Origin of the sequence: Helicobacter sp. 16-1353, assembly GCF_003288815.1 — a bacterium.
Classification (GTDB): Bacteria; Campylobacterota; Campylobacteria; order Campylobacterales; family Helicobacteraceae; genus NHYM01.
Genome location: NZ_NHYM01000015.1, coordinates 25,028 through 40,291, shown reverse-complemented (window position 1 = coordinate 40,291; position 15,264 = coordinate 25,028). Strand labels below are relative to the sequence as shown.

Here is a 15,264-nt window from a genome sequence, read left to right as displayed (position 1 = left end):
GTAGAAAATATGAAAGCAATGTTTCAAATGGCACGACTTTTTGACCAACCTTTGGATAAATGGGACACTTCGAGCGTTAAGGATATGAGTCATATGTTTGAATGGGCAAAATCTTTCAACCAGCCTTTGAATATGTGGAATACTTGGAATGTAGAGAGCATGGAGGCTATGTTTTTCGGTGCAGAATCTTTTAATCGCTCTTTGAATGCATATGCGAATGAATGGAATACTTCGAAAGTTAAAGACATGAGCTATATGTTTTGTGAAGCAATATCTTTTGACCAGCCTTTAGTTAAGTGGGATATTTCAAAAGTTGAGAATATAAGCCATATGTTTGACTCCGCAACATCTTTTAATCAACCTTTAGTTAATTGGGATACTTCAAATATTAAGGAAATGAGGGCAATGTTTCATGATGCATATGAATTCAGCTTTAAAGAATTATTAGAAGATTCTTGGGATATTTCAAGTGTTAGCGATATTAACAGCATTAATGATATTTTTAAGTGAATTTATTAGCAAAGCAAGATTCTAATCTTAAGGGGATTTTTAAGGATTCCCCTAAATTTTGATTAGAATCTTTAATTGCCAAAAATGTCGCCTCTAAGATTCTGTGTGAGATTCTGTGTCAAATTTGCTGTGAGATTCCGCGAAATTTGCCCTAAATTTCCTTGCAAGATTCTATTAAAACCAAACCGCCGTTTATAAAACTAGCAATGCCACGCGATAGCCTATAAATACGGCGATGTAGGCAACTAGGCTGGCAAAAAAGGAATAGATACAGCCCATAGATTTACTTTCCATCTTCTTTGGTGAATACGATTGTGGCAGCAAAGCTCGGCAAATAAAACATTATAAATAGCACAAATCCAACTGCCACTGGGAGGCTTATATCTTTTTTAATGATTTAGATATTTTCACGCATAGAAATTTATCCCAATTTTGCGGATAACTTGATAGATTTCCTTTTTATTTTCGATATATTTACTGCCTAAATAATCATCTTCCACTTTCCAAAGGCAATCTTGCATTTTACTAGCTATATCCTTTTCCACATCACTATTTTTATGCCACTCGGGCTTTTTGGTGGCATTTGCATAAATGTCGCTAAATTTAAAAGCAAGATTCCTGATAACCTCCTCAAACTCCGCTGTTTCTAGCTTATCTAGGCTTTTTTCTAAAAGCTCACTTAAATTATCGTAGAAATTACATAGAATTTTTTTATTACCAGATTCTATAAATTCATTTGGATATTTATCGTCATTTGGCTTTAATGCACCAGTAATAATATCTTTTAGCTTTTGTGCTTTGGCGAGTTTTTCCTCTTCGCTTAGTCGCTTTGCCCCATATTCCTCGATTATATCTTGGATTTGCTTGGAAATTTTCTTGTAAAATGCCGGATTGGAATCCATTTTTTCCACAACCACCGCATTAATTGCATTTAATATCGTATCAGCTTTTGCACTTTTGCCAGTTACCCTCTCCACCTCATCATCAAACTCAGATTCAAATATATTTACTAATTTTGTAAGCTCATTTACGCCATTTGCATTTACAAAAGTATCAAGCAATTTTTGCATTTGAATCTCATATTTGCCAAAGTTGCAAATCTCGTGGAATCTTATTTGTGCGGCTTGTCATAGCTCATTTGCTAAATTGTTATTCCTTTTATTTGTAATACTATATTTATCACATTAGGTGTTTATTGTATTTAAAAAATTAATCTACTCTCTTTGTTTGCAAAAAAATATTAACCAAACTTTTTATATCTTTAATAAAAATATAGAGACTATATAGAAACCTATATATTAATATTAGATATAAGTATATAAATATAGCAGTTACTACATCTTTAACAATATGATGCTCCTTAATATAATATACATTTTTAAAATCTATCAATACTTGCACACACATTATAAACACAAACAACATAAACATATTCACTAAGAATTTTACACATCTATTAAGCAACGGCTTTATATAGCAATTGAAATTATTGTTTTCATTCAATTTATTAATAAAATTATTATTTTGATTTACAAGTTGCATTATCAGTGGTATTACTGCAATCGTAAAGCCAAATAGTCCAGCTATTAAAGTGATTAGAGATGCAAATAGATATTTATTACACAAAACCAATTCCGAAAAATGTATAAACATATCTTTATCTATCACCATTAATATTATTAATATTACAATCAATACATTATAAACATTAATACATCTATTCGGTTTCATTGTATACCTCAATTAAAGCTCTATATACGCTTTTTGAATATTCTATACGCTTTTTCTCATCATCTTGTAGCTCAGATATATCACCATAGTAGTTTTCTATAGTAATTTTTAGAAATAATAAATTATTATATAATTCTATAATTTCTCGTCGGTCATTCTCATCTTTTAAATTGATTTTAATGTTTGATAAATCTATAGGATTATTAAAACAGGCAATAAAAAAATCTAAAATAGTATTTTTGAAAGATTGACTTTCGTCTGTTATTCTCAAAATGCCATTAATCTTACATTTAGGGTTAGTAATAATATTTAACAAGATGGAATTGCTTATATCGTCATCTGATTTTAAATAATTGTGCAAGTTTAAGTCTATCAATTCAATAGATTTAATTTTCTCTATTAACATACTTAATCTCTCAATTATATCATCTCTATTTTTTGGGGTAAATAATATATCTGGTTTTGTTTTACCTAATATGTTTCCAATACCACGTTGTATTGTGCTAATATTGGCGGACTTGTCAGATTCTTCAATAATTAAAATATTTTTATCAGATAAATATATACAATGACTTGGAATTTTTGGTCTAATATTACCACTTGTTTCAACACTATTTAACCGCCTACTTTCTCTATCTTCTACAAAGGAAATATCCATATCTTTTGCTAATAAAAAACATATAGCGTTTGTAAAAATATTATCTTCTAAAAAATCTTTATCATAATCAAAAGAATCAAACCAAATTGAAGTTTCCTTATTGCGACAAGAATCTAAAATACGAACATTGTTTCCCTCTTTGTCATCTAGTCTTGTATAAAGTTCTTTTAGTATATCATCAAAGGAAAGAATGAATAAATCCTTGCGATATTCGACTTTAAACACAGAAGCTTTTAAATTTTCTTTCATATTTTTACCCTCGTCTTTATTGTTACAGTAAATTATGCATACAAAATTTAATATTGAAATTTAGATTGCTAAATTCTATACAATTTATGAAACCCCAACTCTATTTTTTGAAAACTCAACTAAAAAACTTTAAACTATCGAGTTAAATTTAATATAGAATTTAAAATAAAATTAGTTCTAACATCTAATAACACATTCCCTCACACATTGAATCTAAAATGCGCTACATCTCCGTCTTTCATAATGTATTCTTTGCCCTCAATCCGCATTGCTCCAGCCTCTTTCGCCTTTGCCTCACCACCGTATTTTATGAAGTCATCATATGCGATAATCTCCGCTTTTATAAAGCCTTTTTCAAAGTCATTATGTATCACACCTGCGGCATTTGGGGCACTCGCACCATTTGGAATAGTCCATGAACGCACCTCTTTCACGCCAGCTGTGAAGTAGCTAATCAAATTTAGCTTCTTAAAGCTCGTCCTTATAATCTGCTCCAGCCCGCTCTCACTCGCCCCCAAGCTCTCCAAAAACTCCCGCTTCTCCGCCTCGCTCATATCAATCATATCTTCCTCTAGCTTCGCACTAATGGTAATTACCTCGCTATTTTGGGCGCTAGCGTATTCCCTAAGCTTAGTTAGATTCTGGTTATTTGCGTTGTTTATGTCCTCTTCGGCGACATTTGCACCATAGATTATTTCCTTATTTGTTAAAAATCGCAAATCTCGCTCCAGCTCCCTAAACTCCGCACTTTCCCTATCGCTAAAAATCCTAATTGGCAGGTTAGATTCCAAGTGCGATTTTAATTTCAGTGCCAATTCCAGCATTTTTGGGGAATCCTTGCTTGATTTACTCGCCTTTTGAAGTCGCAAGATTCGCTTCTCTAAAGTCGCCAAATCCGCAAAAAGTAGCTCTAGCTCGATAATTTTCACATCATCAATGGGGTCTATTCGCCCCTCGACATGCGTGATATTAGAATCCTCAAAACACCGCACGATATGAAGCAGTGCGTCTGCTTCCTTAATATTACTTAAAAACTGATTTCCCAGCCCCTCGCCTTTTGATGCTCCACGCACAAGCCCAGCGATATCGACAAATTCGATAGTGGAGTGCAGAATCTTTTGTGGATTTACGATTTTGGATAGCTCATTTAGCCTTGCATCCGGCACGGGGACAATCGCCTTATTTGGCTCAATCGTGCAGAATGGATAGTTCGCACTTTGGGCGTTTTGCGTTTTGGTGAGTGCGTTAAAAGTGGTCGATTTGCCTACATTTGGAAGCCCAATAATTCCTACGCTAAGCCCCATTTTAGGCTCTTTTGGCTGGTTTCTTGCCGGATTTTACAGCTTTAGCGGATTTTACAGCCCTGCTCGGATTCTTGGCGAATTTTACAGCCTTGCTCGGATTCTTAGCAGAATTTCCGGATTCCGCCACACCCATAGAATCTGCCATTTTTAAGATAAATTCCACCACACTGCGAATCCCAATCCCACTTGCCCCATATGGATTTATATCCCATTCTTTCGCCACGAACGCAGGTCCAGCAATATCAAGGTGAATCCAAGAATCCTTATTTTCCTCCCTTATAAATCGCCCCAAAAATAGCCCAGCACTCACCGCTCCGCCGTAACGCGTATTTGTGATATTGGCAATATCCGCATTTGGGGAATCTATGAGTTTCTCCAAATGGCGATTAAAAGGCAAGATTGCCACCAACTCGCCGCTTTTTAGCGCGACCTCCTCAAACTCCCTATTTAAGGCGGTGTTATAGCCCATAATGCCACTCGTATACTCGCCCAAGCCGACCACACACGCCCCAGTCAGCGTCGCCAAGTCAATCAAATAATCCGGCTTCAAGTCCTGTGCGTAAGACAAGCAGTCCGCCAAGACCAATCGCCCCTCAGCGTCGGTATTTAGCACCTCGACGCTAATGCCCTCTCTAGTTTTTAAGATATCATCTGGCTTGTAGGCATCGCCTCCAATCATATTTTCAGAAGCACCGATTATGCCCTCTACTTCGATATTTGGGGCGAGTTCGGCAATCGTTTTCATTATGCCAAGCACCGCACAGCCACCGCCTTTATCGGCTTTCATAGTCGTCATATAATCTGCTGGCTTCAAGCTAAGTCCCCCAGTGTCGTATGTAAGCCCCTTGCCGACTACTACGATTTTTGGAGATTTGCCCCTAGATTTAGCCCCGGATTCGGCTTTGGCTTTTCCGGACGGCTTGTAGCTTAGGTGGATAAGTCTTGGCTCATTCACACTAGCCCTTGAGACCGCAAGGAAGGCGTTCATATTCTCTTTTTCCAAAAATTTCTTATCGCCGATAGTGCATTTTAGATTGGAATCTTTTGCGATTTTTTGGGCGATTTTTGCCAAATCAATCGGCGTGCAGTCCTGCGGCGGTGTATTTACGATATTTCGTGCCATATTTATATTATTTGAGAGAATCTTTGCTTTTGCCAATAATTCCGCTGGGCTTACAGCGGAATCTACGCAAGAATCTTTGCAAGAATCTTTCGCCAAGTCCGCCTTAGAGCCTTTAGCAGAATCTACCTCCACATACACGCTTTTTAAACTACTCTTATTTTTCTTGCTTTTATAATCGCTAAATTCATAGTCCCCTAGCAAGATTCCAAGCATTAGGGCGTAGTTTAAGCACCCACATTCAAAGCCGCCAAAACTTGCACTTTTGATATTGTATTTTTTTAACGCCCGAATCGCCCTTGCTCCAGCCTCACGGATATAATCCTCACTCTTAGATTCCACGCCATAATATAGCTTTTTCTCGCCTTGGATAAAGATAGATTCGCCATCTTTTCCGCTAAATTTTGCCAAGCTAAAAACGCCATTTGCAAAATTCGCTGGGAGCTTTTTTATATCCTCTTTATCCACTAAAACGACCTTAATGTCGACCTTTTCGCCTTTGCTGATTTTTAAATCAAAACTCATTTATTTTCTCCTTTTGTATTAGCGTTTGCTGTAATTTTTCGATTTTTTTATCGACTTTTTTGGTTTGCGTGTTGAAATAATATAAAATACCACCCAAAAATACGACGATTAGGGCGACAAATATGTATGGGTGGGATTTAAACCACTTCAATAACTCTAAAATATACTCCCCAAAAAACCACGCCAAAACTATCGTTATCGCCGCCCAAATCCACGCACTAATGAGATTGATGAATGCGAATTTTATCGCGCTGTAGCGAGTTAGCCCGATACTCATAGGGATTATCGTCCGCATTCCATACATATATCGCTGGATAAAGATTATAGGCCACCCATATCGCTGTAAAAGCAAGTGTGCTAGGGCAAGTTTGCGTCGCTGGTTCTTAAACTTCCGCTGGATATAGGGCTTATTAAATCGCCCGATATAAAAATATATTTGGTCGCCTACAAAGCCCCCAAGTCCTGCTACAAAAATGGCTAAAAACACATTCATATGCCCCGTATGCGCGGCAATCCCGGCAAAAATAAGCCCCAATTCGCCCTCTAAAATGCTCCAGCAAAATAGTATCAAATATCCCCAGTCAGCGACATATGTGTCCCATAAATTAATAATAAATTCTTCTATTCCCATAATAAATCTTATATATCTAAAATGCTAAAAACTTTGCAGTATTTTTCTATCTTTTTCACGCTATTAAACTCGGCTAGATTGAGTAAAAAACACGCCTCAACGCAATTTCCACCAAGTGATTTTATGAGCTTAATGCCTGCTTCCGCCGTCCCGCCAGTGGCTATCAAATCATCGATTAAAAGCACTTTTGCACCCTTTTTATCACGCAATGCGTCAATGTGGATTTCCACTTCATCAAAGCCATATTCTAGCGAGTATTTCTCTACAATGGTGGTAAATGGGAGCTTTCCCTTCTTTCGAATCGGCACAAAGCCCACTTGTAGGCGAGTAGCCAACGCCGCACCAAAGATAAAGCCCCTGCTCTCAATACCAGCGATGAAATCAAGCCCATAATTTTTATAGTGATTTTCCAAAAACTCCATAAGCGCGGAAAAAACCTCAGCATTATTTAAAAGCGTGGTAATGTCTTTGAACTGAATGCCGGGCTTTGGGAAGTCTGGGACATTTCGCAGGTTTTCATTTAGTGATTTTTTTAGAGTTTCTATATCCATTTTGGTCCTTTTTTTAAGTTTGGGTTAAGATTGGGCGGAATCTTTAGAATTTAAAAATGTAATTATCTTGCAGATTCCGTTTAAATTCTTGCCTTATATTTACAGATTCTGCGATTTAGATTCCACTAGATTCCACGCTTGAATTTCCACAAGATTCCGCACTACACCACATCACACGCCACGCCATTATAATAACGCCTCGATTTTCTGCTCCAAATCTTTTATTTTAGATTTATATTTATCGCTTTCGATTTTATATTGGGAATTTCGCTGTTTTAGGGCTTTTATCTCGTTTTTCATCGTATTCATTTCTTCGGTTAGTATATCGATATTGCCCAAAGCGCGTTGGAGCTGAAGCTGGTGTTTGCGGATTAATATCTCTGCCTCGTGCAAAGTGAGCTTAATGGAAGCGGAGGTTTTCTCCTCTTTTTGTGCGATACTTTTGTAGAAAAATGTCCTTGCAATCATAAAAAGCACGAATAGCACGAACGCACTCAGCAAAAACCATTGCGTAATCTCACCCATAACAAACCTCTGTTACTTTTAAGCTAATTAAAGGGCTTTTGTAGAATCTAATTCAAAGCAGAATCCAAATAGCATAAAAAATTTATAGAAATCCATAAAAGCCAAATATGCTTAAGATTCTAGCAAAAATATATTAAAGATTTGAAAATTTATTTTAATATTAATAGATTTTATGGAAATAAACTAATCATTTTTCCAAAATCCACAGATATTCGCTTATAAATCTTGTGCCATTATTTGCGTTACTTTTAAATCTAGGGTAGCAAGTCTGTGTAAAAGCCACATTGCCAGCGGATTTAAGAACTTCATCAATAGAATCTTTATTCATCAAGCCCTCGCTACTATAGCTTAAAATCAAGATTTTATAATTATTGATTTTCACAATCTTTTCTAGCTCGTTTAGTGCTAGTTTCTTATTACAAAAATTCGATTTCTGCTCCGCCCACTCTCTAATACCAGCCACGCCACGAATCTTTGGGCTATCATATCTTGCTATTGTTTCGATTAAGTGATAGTTTGGTGCATATTGGCGGTGATTATAAGGCGGGTCTATGTATAAAATATCAAAAATCTTATCCTTAAAACTCTCTAATAATTTAATAGAATCCCCACAAAAGCAACGATGTTCTTTATTGCTTTCTATCAAATTTATTTCTTTTAATCTAAAATCTTTTAACGCCCTTTTATCCCATTTTTTGCAAAATGCCGCATACACTCCCGCCACATTAGCAAAATATGAGACAGATTCTATCAGCGTAGCTAAAAGTATAAAATACTCTTGCTTGGTGATTTTATCTTGGATTTTCCACTCTTCTATTTGTAGTCTTATAGCATCTATTTTACTGGCATTTTCATCGCTAAAATACATTCTAGGTTTACTTAAATCTTTCGTGCCACTTGAGGAATAGTTCTCATATATAAAGCCTTTTTGGGGTTTTAGTGCGTTTAGAAATTCTAAAACTTGGGCATATGGAGAACTAAAAAGAGTGGAATCTGGCTTTTTAAAAATATCTTTTAGATTTTCAAATCTAGGCTTGGTGTTATTTGCCAAATATGCCATTTGCAAACAATAGGAAAAATAAAGCAAATCACAGCTATAAACCGAAAATCCATTTGATTTAAAAAATCGCCCCACACTCGCACTCCCAGCAAATAAATCAAAAAAGTTAGAATCTTGCGAAATAGCTTTATGCTGTTGCAAAACGCTATAAATTCTAGCGACTAGATTTTCCTTATTGCCAATAAATCGCATTAAAATAAACTCGCTTTATAGTTTGTTACTAGAATCTCTTGCGTTTGGGTGGCGTTTTTATGCTTTGCTTGATAGTTTGAGTTCGTGTAATTTGAGCTTAAATAATACACATTAAAATTATTTACTTCTATCCAATGTTTTAGGATTCTATTTTCATTATTTTTGTGAATAAGCACATTTGATAAGGCAAATTTAATATGTTTAGAATCTAATTTTTTAAGAGATTCTAAAAGCTTAGATTCTAAGATTTCATTCCAGCCACTAAAGCAGCGTTTGCCGTCATTATAAGTCCCTTTGGCGATAAAGTATGGCGGGTCAGCATATACAAAACTTTTATTTGTGAGATTTGAGAGAGTTAAGCTTTGCATAAAATCAAAAGAGCAGAATCTAATATTTTTCTCTTGTAAAAATACTATAAAATCAACTAGATTTTGCTTCATATTATTATTAAAACTAGAGCGATTTTCCCCAAATAGCGTATTAAAATGATGTGAGTTATTAAAGCGGATTTGATGATTAAAACCAAATGCGATTAAAGTAAAAAGCATAAGCGGGGATTTATCGGCGTTATAAGCGTCCCTTAGGGCAAGATAGCCTTGCTTATTGTGTAAATTTAGATTGTATTTTTTTATGATATTTTCTATGTCGTTAAGTGTGGAATCTAAACTATTATTTTGCAAAAATCTATAAAGCTCAATTAGATAGATTAGATTATCATTACAAATAATTTCCTTGCAATGTGCGATTTTATCGATATTTAACGCCACATTTAGCCCACCGCAAAATAAATCCAAGAAAATATCCATCTCTTTTGGAAAAAGTGGCAGAATCTGTGGCAGAAGCTTATATTTTCCACCAATGTAATTAAGTGGCGATTTACGATAGGATTTTTTTATGATATTTGTCATTTTCTCGCCCAAAAATCAAGTAGATTTTATCTCTATACTCTAATTTATTTTTGGCGATAAACTCAGCATTAGAGCTACTTATAATTTTAATAAAATCTTATTCATCACAATCTTCACACCAGCCCAATCAGCTCTTTTGCCCTATTATAGGTTGCTTCGGCTTTGGGCTTTACGCTCTCTAAGCCCTCGTTTAGGATTTTGCGGATATAATCCTCGTTGCTTTTTAGTCGCAAGTAAGATTCTCTAATGGGCTTTAGGCTCTCTATGACGACCTCAGAAAGGGCATTTTTAAAGACCCCATAGCCCTTGCCATTAAATTCAGCTTCAATGCTCCCCCTATCTTTTTTGCTTAAAATCTCATAGATACTTAGGAGATTATAAAGCCCCGCTCGGCTCTTATCAAAGACGATTTCGCTATTAGAATCCGTCGTAGCCTTTTTGATTTTTGAAGCAATAATATCCGGGGAATCTAGCAAGAAAATAGCGTGATTTTTCCCCGTGGCAGACTTACTCATCTTGGAATTTGGGTCATCAAGCCCCATAATCCTAGCTCCAGATTCTAAAATAAGTGGCTCGGGCACCTTAAAGCACTCCCCAAAATCGCGGTTAAATCGCATCGCCACATCACGCGTTAGCTCGATATGCTGCTTTTGGTCTTCGCCCACTGGGACAAAATCGACTTGATATAGCAAGATGTCCGCTGCCATAAGCGCGGGGTAGTTGAAAAGCCCCACATTGATATTTTTAGGATTTTTCTGCGATTTATCCTTGAACTGCGTCATTCTACTCATATCGCCCATAAAAATATTGCAATCTAAAATCCACGCTAGTGCGGGGTGAAAATCCACTTCGCTTTGGATAAAAAGGCTCGATTTCTCCGGGCTTATCCCACACGCCACCAGCATACAGGCTAAATCTAGCGTTTTTTCACGCAGCTCGGCTGGATTCTGGCGAATGGTAATAGCGTGGGAATTCACCACGCAAAAGATATTTTCATACAAATCTTGCATATTTACCCAGTTCCTAATCGCCCCCAAATAATTCCCAAGATGAATATTGCCAGTGGGCTGAATGCCCGAAAACACCGCTTTTTTACTCAATTTTCTACCTTTTTTATTAATTTTTTTGCTTCGCTTCCCCGATGAAAAATAAAACTTCATAGGAAAGCTCCAAAAATGGAATATCGAATTTTAGCTTTTTTTTCGCTCTAAAGGGGAGATTCCCACCGCCAAGCAAACCGCTATTTTTCAAATGTGCCAATAAGTCATTTTTATTATCAAAAGTTTTTGTTATCTTTTGGATTTCTATCTCGCCAATAAAATACTTTTTCAATAGGATTTCAATCTCAAAAGAGCTTCTTAGTGGCGATTTCGTGCCTAGGAAATTATGCAAAGTTTCCAAGCTTTTAGCAGTAAAAAAGCTAAAGGCAAGTTTTGGATTTGCCGGATTTTTGTGGTCATTTGGGGTGGAATCTAGCGTGGAATCTAATGTGGAATCTGCTTTAGATTCCACATTTTTAAGTATAGATTCCGCTTTAGAATCTCCCTTGTTTTGGAATGCAGAATCTGCGATTTTTTGAAAAATAGATTCTAGATTCTTCGCCCAGTGGAGCGAGGAGGAGGCGATTATTAAATCAAATTTTTCGCTAAATTCATAATCCTCAAAATCCATTTTCCTAAGCTCTAAAAGCTTGATATTTGATAGGTTTGTAGGATGCAATAAAAGCATAGATTCCGCACTATCGATTCCTAAGAAATAATCAATATTATATGTCAAATTTCTAGCTATATTGCCACTTCCTGCGCCTAAATCTAATATTCTTTTAATATCTTTATTCATAGATTTCGAAAGTAAATCTTTTGCAATCTTATTTTGGAGTTGAGAATAAACTAAATAATTTTTTGCTTCTTTGCTAAAAGAAAATTTTGTCATCTTGAAATTAATCTAATAAATTAATCTTATCTACTCGAATTTCGTGGCGACCGCCCTCAAACTCGGCATTTAAAAATGCCTCCACGATGTCTAGCCCCAGCCCAACGCCCACAATCCGCTCTCCTAAACATAGCACATTCGCATTATTATGCCGCCTAGCGTATTTTGCCATATATTCATTTACGCAGTTTGCCGCCCTAATTCCGCTACATTTATTTGCACTAATTTCCATTCCAATGCCACTTCCGCAAACCAAGATTCCAAATGCATTTAATTTGGGAGATTCTCCGCTCAAATCCGCAGAATCTAGATTCTTAGATTCTGTATTTTGCGATTGAATCTTGCTGGATTCTAGATTCCGTTTTTTTACTTCCTCGCATACGAGTTTTGCAAAATCCGGATAATCCACCTTAAGCCCAGATTCTGGGATAAATTTAATAATTTTAATCTTGTTTTGCAAGGAATCTATTTGCAAACTAGAATCTATTTTCAAATCCGCCTCTTTTGGTTCAAACTCCGCTAAAAACTCCACAATCTCATTTGCTAGATTCCGCCCAGCGTGGTCGCTACCGATAATACAAGTCATTTAAACCCCTTTTAAACAAATTTGAATGCATTATGCACCTAGTAAAATGTTGATTAAGCCCCTTATTGGCACGAATAAAAACTGCCCTAAAAATAGCAAAATCCCCATTAAAATCAAGATTCCAAATCGCTCAATTTTATTGAAAAAGCGCGGTATTGCCGAGCTATTTAGCTTTAGCGATAAATAGCCTAGTGCTTGGGAGCCATCGAGTGGCGGGATTGGTAAGAGATTAAAAACCGCCAAGATTACATTATAAATCACAAGGTTTATTAATAGCGTGTAGAAAACCGCGCCAAACAGCCCATTTGGTGGGACTATCGCCATTTTTATTAAAATTGCGGCGATTAATGCTAAGGTCAAATTATACGCAATTCCAGCCAGTGAAACCACGATTGCAGCGGTATATCCGCCATTGTTTATAACTTGGCGAATATTTACTGGGACTGGCTTCGCCCAGCCAAATAAAAATGGCGCATTTAGCAGAAAAAGTCCCAGTGGCAAGATGATTGAGCCGACTATATCGATGTGCCTAATTGGATTTATATTTAGTCGCCCCAAGAGTTTTGCGGTATTATCACCATAATAAAGCGCTAAATATCCATGCATAATCTCATGCCCGATAATTGCCACCAAAAGGGCGATAAACATCGCAATAATATTGATGATATTTATATCCATTTTTTTACTTTTACATTTTTTTAATTAGGATTAGAATCCATAAAATCTTGCATTTTGGATTCTTTAGAGTTTGGGTCTATAGATTTGCCGGAATCTCTAAGATTCGTAGATTCCGCAGATTTCCTAGATTCCCCAAGTTCGCCGAAATTCGCGGATTCTCCGGATTCTTTAAACTTGCCAGATTCCGCATTTTTTATAGCTAGTTTTTCTATGCCTTCAACCCCTTTAAACATTCGCTCCCAGCGGATTTTATAGAGATTTTTAGAATCTAGTTTAGATTCATCGCTATTTTGTAAATTTAGGCTAAAGTAGATAAACCACGGAGAGCCAATGATATTGCGATACGCCACACTCCCCCAAAAACGGGAATCTTCGCTCCCATCGCGATTATCCCCAACCATAAAAAAGTGGTCGTCCTCGACCTTATAATAGAAATAAACCTCGCCATTCTCGCTAAATGCACTCATCGCCCCGGCGTTATGAAGTGCGAATTTATTTAATAGCTCATAGGCTACAGGCTCGCTTCCGTAGTGGATTCCAGCATATTTATTCATATATGGATTGTGGATAAACTTTTTCCCCATAATTATCTTAGTCTCTGCCTCGCCAAATTGTGCCTCTATCTCGCTATCGCCCCCAGCTGGACGCAGATACAGCCCATCTTCTGCCATAATGACCTCATCGCCACCAGTGGCAAATGTGCGTTTGACAAAATAGGTTTTTTCCACATGTGGCGGGATAAATATCACTATCTCGCCCCTTTTTGGTCGCTCTCCCTCTATAATATGTCCGTTATCATTAATATCTGGGAAAACGGGGATTTCTACCCATGGGATTCTAGGGATTGGAATCCCGTATGAGAATTTTTTCACAAAGAGCATATCGCCCTCGTATAGGGTATTTACCATTGAGCGACTTGGGATTATGAAGGCTTGGGCGATGAAAAATATCACAAGCAAGACGATAATTATCGTGCCAACCCAAGTGGTCGAAAAGCGGTAGATTGAGCGTAAGAACTTCATTTATAGCCTTTGGTTTTGGATTTTGGCGGATTTGATGGTATTTTGGAGTAAGGCACTAATCGTCATAGGACCCACACCGCCGGGAACTGGCGTGATAAAAGAGCATTTTTTTGCGACATTTTCATAATCCACATCGCCCACGATTGCCCCGTTAGGAAGCTTATTAATACCAATATCAATGATAATCGCACCATTTTTTATCATATCGCTAGTTAGCAAATTGACCTTGCCGACGCCAACGCAGATGATATCTGCATTTATCGTGTGGGCTTTTAAGTCTTTAGTTAATATGTGGCAGATACTCACACTCGCCCCAGCATTTAGCATAAGGGAGCTTAGGGGCTTCCCTACGATATTACTAGCGCCGATTATGGTTACATCTTTGCTCCTAACATCGATATTGTAGTGCTTCAAAAGCAACATAACGCCAAGTGGCGTAGCTGGAGCAAAACACGCATTTAGAGAATCTGGGGCAAAATCACCGCCAATTAGCAACTGCCCCACATTATAAGGGTGGAATCCATCTACATCTTTCTCAACAGCGATTTTTTCTAAGATTAGATTCGTATCAATGTGGCTTGGGAGCGGGAGCTGGACTAAAATGCCATTCACGCTTTTATCGCTATTTAGGGAATCTAGCGTGGCTAAAAGCTCATCTTGGCTCGTATTTTCCCCAAAATGCAAAAGCTGGGATTCTATCCCCACACGCTTACAGGCATTTGCTTTCATCTTTACATAGCTTTGAGAGGCTGGATTATCGCCTACTAAAACCACGCATAGCTTGGGGAAAATGCCTTGACTTTTAATCTCATTTACTTCTAAAGTTAATCTCTCTTCTATAACTTTGCTTAATGCTCGTCCATCTAAAATTTTATTATCCAAAATCTAGCCTCTTACCTTGTATAAATTATTAATTCGTATTATAATGAATTTTTAAATAAAATTTAGATTCTGCTCAGTCCATATTTATAAAAATATTTTTGAATTATTTGCATTATTTTAAAAAAAATCAATTAGAATTGCACGAAATAAATTATTATAAGTTTTATTGATATATAAATCTACCAAAAGATTTCAAAGGG

16 protein-coding genes and 1 pseudogene are annotated in these 15,264 nt (G+C 36.7%); 1 reads left to right on the top strand and 16 read right to left on the bottom strand.

Annotated features, from left to right (window positions below; translation table 11 throughout):
• The coding region (locus tag CCY99_RS08500) for a BspA family leucine-rich repeat surface protein (protein ID WP_146744965.1) at nucleotides 1-510 on the top strand (510 nt) is incomplete at its 5' end.
• 407 nt (nucleotides 511-917) lie between these two features.
• Here CCY99_RS08500 and CCY99_RS08495 read toward each other — a convergent pair.
• The 16 genes and pseudogenes from CCY99_RS08495 to CCY99_RS08420 form a co-directional block, all read right to left on the bottom strand.
• Nucleotides 918-1,580: a hypothetical protein gene (locus CCY99_RS08495; protein ID WP_112060993.1), complete on the bottom strand. Its 663-nt coding sequence runs from the start codon at nucleotides 1,578-1,580 to the stop codon at nucleotides 918-920.
• 139 nt (nucleotides 1,581-1,719) lie between these two features.
• Nucleotides 1,720-2,241, bottom strand: a complete 522-nt coding sequence (locus CCY99_RS08490) for a hypothetical protein (protein WP_112060992.1) — start codon at nucleotides 2,239-2,241, stop codon at nucleotides 1,720-1,722.
• Nucleotides 2,228-3,148, bottom strand: a complete 921-nt coding sequence (locus CCY99_RS08485) for a hypothetical protein (RefSeq protein WP_112060991.1) — start codon at nucleotides 3,146-3,148, stop codon at nucleotides 2,228-2,230. The genes CCY99_RS08490 and CCY99_RS08485 overlap by 14 nt, the downstream gene beginning before the upstream one ends.
• 200 nt (nucleotides 3,149-3,348) lie before the next feature.
• Complete coding sequence (gene ychF, locus CCY99_RS08480; protein ID WP_112060990.1) at nucleotides 3,349-4,452, bottom strand: redox-regulated ATPase YchF; 1,104 nt, start codon at nucleotides 4,450-4,452, stop codon at nucleotides 3,349-3,351.
• Nucleotide 4,453: 1 nt separating this feature from the next.
• Entirely contained in the window at nucleotides 4,454-6,097 is a 1,644-nt protein-coding gene (locus CCY99_RS08475; RefSeq protein ID WP_112060989.1) for a leucyl aminopeptidase, read from the bottom strand.
• On the bottom strand, nucleotides 6,087-6,722 hold the full coding sequence (locus CCY99_RS08470) for a DedA family protein (protein WP_181646904.1): 636 nt from the start codon (nucleotides 6,720-6,722) through the stop codon (nucleotides 6,087-6,089). The genes CCY99_RS08475 and CCY99_RS08470 overlap by 11 nt, the downstream gene beginning before the upstream one ends.
• 14 nt (nucleotides 6,723-6,736) lie before the next feature.
• A complete protein-coding gene (apt, locus tag CCY99_RS08465; protein ID WP_112060987.1) occupies nucleotides 6,737-7,279 on the bottom strand; it encodes an adenine phosphoribosyltransferase in 543 nt (180 codons plus the stop codon).
• A 186-nt stretch (nucleotides 7,280-7,465) separates the two neighbouring features.
• Entirely contained in the window at nucleotides 7,466-7,804 is a 339-nt protein-coding gene (locus CCY99_RS08460; RefSeq protein WP_112060986.1) for a hypothetical protein, read from the bottom strand.
• A gap of 187 nt (nucleotides 7,805-7,991) precedes the next feature.
• Entirely contained in the window at nucleotides 7,992-9,056 is a 1,065-nt protein-coding gene (locus tag CCY99_RS08455; protein WP_112060985.1) for a DNA adenine methylase, read from the bottom strand.
• Nucleotides 9,056-9,964 carry a Dam family site-specific DNA-(adenine-N6)-methyltransferase gene (locus CCY99_RS08450; protein WP_112060984.1) on the bottom strand — a complete coding sequence of 303 codons (909 nt, stop codon included), beginning with the start codon at nucleotides 9,962-9,964 and terminating at the stop codon, nucleotides 9,056-9,058. Before CCY99_RS08450 ends, CCY99_RS08455 begins: the two co-directional genes overlap by 1 nt.
• A gap of 113 nt (nucleotides 9,965-10,077) precedes the next feature.
• On the bottom strand, nucleotides 10,078-11,064 hold the full coding sequence (gene trpS / locus CCY99_RS08445) for a tryptophan--tRNA ligase (protein ID WP_181646903.1): 987 nt from the start codon (nucleotides 11,062-11,064) through the stop codon (nucleotides 10,078-10,080).
• 16 nt (nucleotides 11,065-11,080) lie between these two features.
• On the bottom strand, nucleotides 11,081-11,896 hold the full coding sequence (locus tag CCY99_RS08440) for a methyltransferase domain-containing protein (RefSeq protein WP_112060982.1): 816 nt from the start codon (nucleotides 11,894-11,896) through the stop codon (nucleotides 11,081-11,083).
• Between the two features lie 7 nt (nucleotides 11,897-11,903).
• Complete coding sequence (locus CCY99_RS08435) at nucleotides 11,904-12,482, bottom strand: RpiB/LacA/LacB family sugar-phosphate isomerase (RefSeq protein ID WP_112060981.1); 579 nt, start codon at nucleotides 12,480-12,482, stop codon at nucleotides 11,904-11,906.
• Nucleotides 12,483-12,512: 30 nt separating this feature from the next.
• Nucleotides 12,513-13,160 carry a site-2 protease family protein gene (locus CCY99_RS08430; RefSeq protein WP_112060980.1) on the bottom strand — a complete coding sequence of 216 codons (648 nt, stop codon included), beginning with the start codon at nucleotides 13,158-13,160 and terminating at the stop codon, nucleotides 12,513-12,515.
• Between the two features lie 191 nt (nucleotides 13,161-13,351).
• Nucleotides 13,352-14,182: pseudogene (lepB, locus tag CCY99_RS08425) on the bottom strand (signal peptidase I); the annotation flags it as partial.
• A complete protein-coding gene (locus tag CCY99_RS08420; protein WP_112060978.1) occupies nucleotides 14,183-15,064 on the bottom strand; it encodes a tetrahydrofolate dehydrogenase/cyclohydrolase catalytic domain-containing protein in 882 nt (293 codons plus the stop codon). It abuts the pseudogene before it with no gap.
• Between the last annotated feature and the right edge of the window lie 200 nt (nucleotides 15,065-15,264).